The following is a 4668-nucleotide window of genomic DNA, read 5'->3' as shown; positions in this document are numbered from 1 at the left end:
CCGCTACAGGCATCGGCAGTGGCAGCATCGCTCCTGACGTTCGTGATCGTCTACTTCCTCGTCTTCGGTGCAGGCACTTATTACCTCCTCCGCCTCATGGCCAAGCCCCCGGCGCCTCATGAAACAGAGCCGTCCTCAACCCCCCAGCGTGCAGCAGGGATCACGCCGGCGCCGGCGCTTAGCTCTGAAGGAGGCAGCCATGGTGTATAATTACGACCTGGCCACTGTGTGGGCCTTCATCATCGCATTTGCCATCTTCGCCTATGTGGTGATGGACGGCTTCGATCTTGGCATCGGCATCCTCTTCCCCAGCTTCCCAGTTGGCGAACAGCGCGATCAGGCCATGAACTCGATCGCGCCCGTATGGGATGGCAACGAAACCTGGCTGGTGCTTGGCGGCGGCGGGCTGATGGCCGCATTTCCGCTAGCTTACGCAGTCATCCTGCCCGCCACCTATCCACTCGTCATTGCCATGGTCCTGGGGCTGGTGTTCCGCGGGGTCGCCTTCGAGTTTCGCTGGCGCGATCCGCGCCACCGGGCGGTCTGGGATGTGGCATTTTGCGTCGGCTCGGTGGTTGCAACCCTGGCGCAAGGGATCATGCTTGGGGCCATCCTTCAGGGAGTACATGTCGAGGGCCGTGCCTACGCTGGCGGCCCACTAGACTGGCTGTCGCCCTTCAGCCTACTGACCGGTGTGTCCATGCTCGTAGGGTATGGCCTGCTCGGTGCAACGTGGCTGGTCGGCAAAACGCATGGAGCGCTGCAGGACCACGCCCGGCGAATGGCCTTCTGGCTTGCCATTGCAACTTTGCTCGGCATGGCCGCAGTGAGTGCAGCAACGCCGTTCCTGGCGATCGATTACTGGCACCGCTGGTTCCGGATGCCGGGTGTGCTGTTCACTGCGCAGGTGCCGCTAGCTACGATCGTCTTCGGCTTCATCCTGTTCTGGAGCCTCAAGCGAGGAAGAGAGCGCCTGCCGTTCCTTGTGACCCTTACCCTCTTTGGTCTTGGCTTTGTGGGGCTTGGGATCAGCATGTTCCCTTACATCGTACCCCGCGCGCTGACGATCTGGGATACGGCAGCCCCGGAAAAGAGCCAGATCTTCATGTTGGTCGGCACGGTCTTCATCCTGCCGATCATCATCACCTACACTGCTTGGGCCTATTACGTCTTTCGCGGGAAGACGGTCAGCGAGGGGTATCACTGATGGCTTCTCAGCCTTCGGCCTCGCTTTGGCGCCGCCTTGGCTGGATGGCCCTGATCTGGGCCTTCAGCGTCTCAGCCCTTGGGATCGTTGCCTATGCGATCCGCTGGTGGCTCCACCCCTGATCGCAACTGTTCGCTTTGGAACGACATCATGGATACGACAGCATTCTTCGAAGACCTTCTGGCAAGAACACGCCTGGAGGGACGCTACCGGACTTTCGCCCAGATCGAGCGGATAGCGGGCGCTTTTCCGACGGCACGATGGCGGCGACCGGATGGAACGGTCCGCGACGTCACGGTATGGTGCAGCAACGACTATCTCGGAATGGGCCAACACCCTGACGTCATCGCGGCGATGCATGAAACCATCGCGCGCGCTGGTGCCGGGACCGGCGGCACGCGCAACATCTCGGGCACCGTGACCGAACATGTCGAGCTGGAACATGAACTGGCGGGTCTGCACGGCAAGGAAGCCGCGCTGTTGTTTACCTCTGGCTGGATTTCCAATCTCGCGTCCCTGGGCACGTTGGGGAGGCTGCTTCCGGATTGCATGATATTTTCCGATGCCTTGAATCACAATTCCATGATCGAGGGCATCAAGCGCTCTGGCGCGGAGCGCCACATCTTCCGGCACAACGATGTGGGGCACCTGAGCCAACTGCTTGAGAAGGCCCACCCCGCCCGCCCCAAGATTATCGCCTTCGAGAGCGTCTACTCGATGGATGGTGATCTTGCGCCAATAAGGGAGATCTGCGATCTCGCAGATCGTCACAGCGCGCTGACGTACCTGGATGAGGTTCATGCCGTTGGCATGTATGGCGCGCACGGCGGGGGGATTGCTGAGCGTGAAGGCTTGGCTGACCGGGTCACCATTGTCGAGGGAACCCTAGCCAAGGCATTCGGTGTGATTGGTGGGTACGTTGCAGGCCCTGCGCTCCTGATCGACGTGATCCGCTCATTCGCAGAAAGCTTCATCTTCACGACCTCGTTGTGCCCGCACCTTGCCGCAGGCGCACTCGCCGCAGTTCGCCACCTGCGCCACAGCGGGGAAGAGCGCGAGCGCCAACAAAGTAACGTCGAGCAGCTGAAGCAGGCGCTGCGCGCCGAAGGATTTCCAGTCGGCGCCGATACGGCCAGCCATATCATTCCGCTGATGGTCAACGATGCACATCTATGCCGGCAGGTCAGCGACCTCCTTCTTGAGGAGCACTCCATCTATGTGCAGCCGATCAACTATCCCACGGTCCCAATGGGACAGGAGCGCCTTCGTCTAACGCCAACCCCGTTTCACGGCGCGGATTACATCGACCGTCTGGTGACAGCTTTGTGCGACGTTCGCTCGAAGCTCGGATGGCTGCAAGAAACGAGGAAAACTGCGTGAGTGAGTATTTCAAAGAGGCGCTGTCCGTTGTCCCGCTCGTTGCCATTTTGCGGGGCATCACCCCTGAAGAGGTGATCGCTGTCGGTGATGTGCTTGTCGCCAGCGGGTTCCGGATTATCGAAGTGCCACTTACTTCGCCTGACGCGATGCGTAGCATCTCTATGCTATCCGACCACCTTGGCCCGGCGACGATCGTGGGCGCAGGGACTGTTCGTCGCGTTGAGCAGCTTGACGAACTTGTCGCGGCGGGCGGCACGCTGATGGTAACGCCCCACGCCGATACGAAACTCATTCGCGCTGCGGTCGATCGCAAGCTTGCAACGCTTCCTGGGGTGGCGACGCCGACCGAGGCATTCGCAGCGATTGACGCAGGTGCAGACGCTCTGAAGGTTTTCCCGACCGATATCATTCCTCCATCGACCTTGGCAGCATTCCGCACAGTTATAGGCCTTGATGTGCCGCTAATTCCAACCGGTGGCATTCAGCCCGAGACAATGGATCGGTATCTGGAGGCTGGAGCATCCGGTTTTGGTCTGGGCACTGCACTTTACCGGCCCGGAGACTCCGCAGCGCACGTTCAAAAAATGGCCCGTTCGTTTGTGACAAATCTGATTGCTGCGTATGCTTAGCGCAGATCAACAGGCGCATGCCGGACCAACCAGCTTGGAAACAACGGCGCAGGATTGGGAAGATAGGGACCTGCTAACAGTGGCGGCGACGCTAGGCCGGGAGTTTGGTAAGCCATCCCCGGCAATCTACTGGACCGATCTGCTTTGCACGGCGATCTTGGCCTACGGAGCGTTGACGGCGCTGCTTTTGCTTCCGATCGGCTTGGCTAGTGTTCCGGCATACGGCGTCGCCGTGCTCGCCTTCTATCGCGGCCTCAGTTTCATCCACGAGTTGACGCATCTACGGCCGAACACAGTGCGCGGATTTTCCGCAGCCTGGAACGTCTTGTTTGGTGTCCCGCTTCTTGTCCCGTCGTTCATGTATGAAGGTGTGCATACGGTCCACCATGCCCGGACAACCTATGGGACGAGGAACGATCCCGAATATCTGCCCTTCTCGGCACTGCCACGCCGGGCCTCCCTCAGGTTCCTGGTTGTCAGCGCGCTAATTCCGCTGGGCTTGCTCCTGCGGTTCGCGGTGCTGGCACCTCTTAGCATCGTCATTCCCAGATTGCGCCGCATCGTCATTACCCGGTATTCGGCCTTGGCGATCAATCCATCCTTCCGGCGCCGCGACGCGGTGCCAACATCCTCCCGAAGCTGGCTGGTACTGGAGGTTTGCACAGCGTGGTGGTCGATTTTGGTTGTCGCCCTGACTGCTCTTGGTGCGATCGCTATGCCTCGTTTTCTGACCTGTCTGGCCGTGGGTGTTGGGGTCGCCGTAATCAACCAAATTAGGACATTAGCGAGCCACGCGTGGGGCAACGCCACCGACAGACCTATAAGTCTGACGGCTCAGTATCTGGATTCGGTGAATGTCCCACCACCAGCGGCTCTTCCTGCCCTTTGGGCTCCCGTGGGCTTACGATATCATGCCCTGCATCATTTGCTGCCCTCCGTGCCCTATCACTCGCTAGGGCGCGCTCATTTGAAGTTGTCATCCTCGCGGATCGGTTCAGCAAGGTGTTCCACACCTGATTACCCGAGCATGCCAGCTGTCCTTGAGAAGATACTCAAGAGAAAGCGAGCATCTCAGTCTGGTGACGCGCTGGCAACCGCCTCTCATCAGCACCAAAGCGCTTAAAGGCGGATCGGCGATAGATCGGCGGCTTTTGGCGTAATCAGACCCTACTCAGTAAGCGCGCATTTCGTAGCACGCTGCTTCCGGAGGCAGTGCGGCCATCATAGTTGACGCTGGACGAGACAGGCCACCGCGACGACGTCGGCAGGTCAGGCTTGTCTTTCGAAGTTGAATGGCAGCAGGTCGTCGATATCGGCGCCGTGAGGTCGCTGGGGCAGTTCAGTGAGAACATGGCGTAGCCACGCGAGAGGCTCGACGCCGCAGGCGCGGCAAGTGAGCATCAGGCTGTAGGTGACGGCGCTCGCCCGTGCGCCGTCCACGGTGTCGCAGAA

The 4668-nt window shown here is 60.1% G+C and carries 6 protein-coding genes and 1 pseudogene; 6 read left to right on the top strand and 1 reads right to left on the bottom strand.

The annotated features are described in order from the left end of the window. The 6 genes and pseudogenes from LH128_RS34355 to LH128_RS05880 all read left to right on the top strand — a co-directional run. Positions 1 to 210, top strand: a pseudogene (locus LH128_RS34355) (cytochrome ubiquinol oxidase subunit I); the annotation flags it as partial. Beyond that, positions 200 to 1207 carry a cytochrome d ubiquinol oxidase subunit II gene (cydB, locus tag LH128_RS05895; RefSeq protein ID WP_008828674.1) on the top strand — a complete coding sequence of 336 codons (1008 nt, stop codon included), beginning with the start codon at positions 200 to 202 and terminating at the stop codon, positions 1205 to 1207. The pseudogene LH128_RS34355 and the gene cydB, both read left to right, overlap by 11 nt. Next, entirely contained in the window at positions 1207 to 1329 is a 123-nt protein-coding gene (locus LH128_RS31970; RefSeq protein ID WP_008828673.1) for a DUF2474 family protein, read from the top strand. The genes cydB and LH128_RS31970 overlap by 1 nt, the downstream gene beginning before the upstream one ends. 28 nt (positions 1330 to 1357) lie before the next feature. Further along, positions 1358 to 2587 carry a 5-aminolevulinate synthase gene (gene hemA, locus LH128_RS05890; protein WP_008828672.1) on the top strand — a complete coding sequence of 410 codons (1230 nt, stop codon included), beginning with the start codon at positions 1358 to 1360 and terminating at the stop codon, positions 2585 to 2587. Continuing rightward, positions 2584 to 3216, top strand: a complete 633-nt coding sequence (locus tag LH128_RS05885; protein ID WP_008828671.1) for a 2-dehydro-3-deoxy-6-phosphogalactonate aldolase — start codon at positions 2584 to 2586, stop codon at positions 3214 to 3216. Before hemA ends, LH128_RS05885 begins: the two co-directional genes overlap by 4 nt. Further along, positions 3209 to 4339 carry a fatty acid desaturase family protein gene (locus LH128_RS05880; protein WP_327195073.1) on the top strand — a complete coding sequence of 377 codons (1131 nt, stop codon included), beginning with the start codon at positions 3209 to 3211 and terminating at the stop codon, positions 4337 to 4339. The genes LH128_RS05885 and LH128_RS05880 overlap by 8 nt, the downstream gene beginning before the upstream one ends. Before the next feature lie 146 nt (positions 4340 to 4485). Here the strand turns inward: LH128_RS05880 and LH128_RS05875 are convergent. After that, on the bottom strand, positions 4486 to 4668 hold a 183-nt coding region (locus LH128_RS05875; RefSeq protein WP_008828669.1), incomplete at its 5' end, for a transposase domain-containing protein.

Source organism: Sphingomonas sp. LH128 (genome assembly GCF_000293195.2).
Classification (GTDB): Bacteria; Pseudomonadota; Alphaproteobacteria; order Sphingomonadales; family Sphingomonadaceae; genus Novosphingobium; species Novosphingobium resinovorum_A.
This window is presented reverse-complemented; position numbering and strand designations above follow the sequence as displayed.

Bases quoted from the DNA above. Each gene is read 5' to 3' on its own strand.
- LH128_RS05880 (WP_327195073.1), top strand. From the start codon at position 3,209: ATGCTTAGCGCAGATCAACAGGCGCATGCCGGACCAACCAGCTTGGAA.
- LH128_RS31970 (WP_008828673.1), top strand. From the start codon at position 1,207: ATGGCTTCTCAGCCTTCGGCCTCGCTTTGGCGCCGCCTTGGCTGGATG.
- cydB (WP_008828674.1), top strand. From the start codon at position 200: ATGGTGTATAATTACGACCTGGCCACTGTGTGGGCCTTCATCATCGCA.
- hemA (WP_008828672.1), top strand. From the start codon at position 1,358: ATGGATACGACAGCATTCTTCGAAGACCTTCTGGCAAGAACACGCCTG.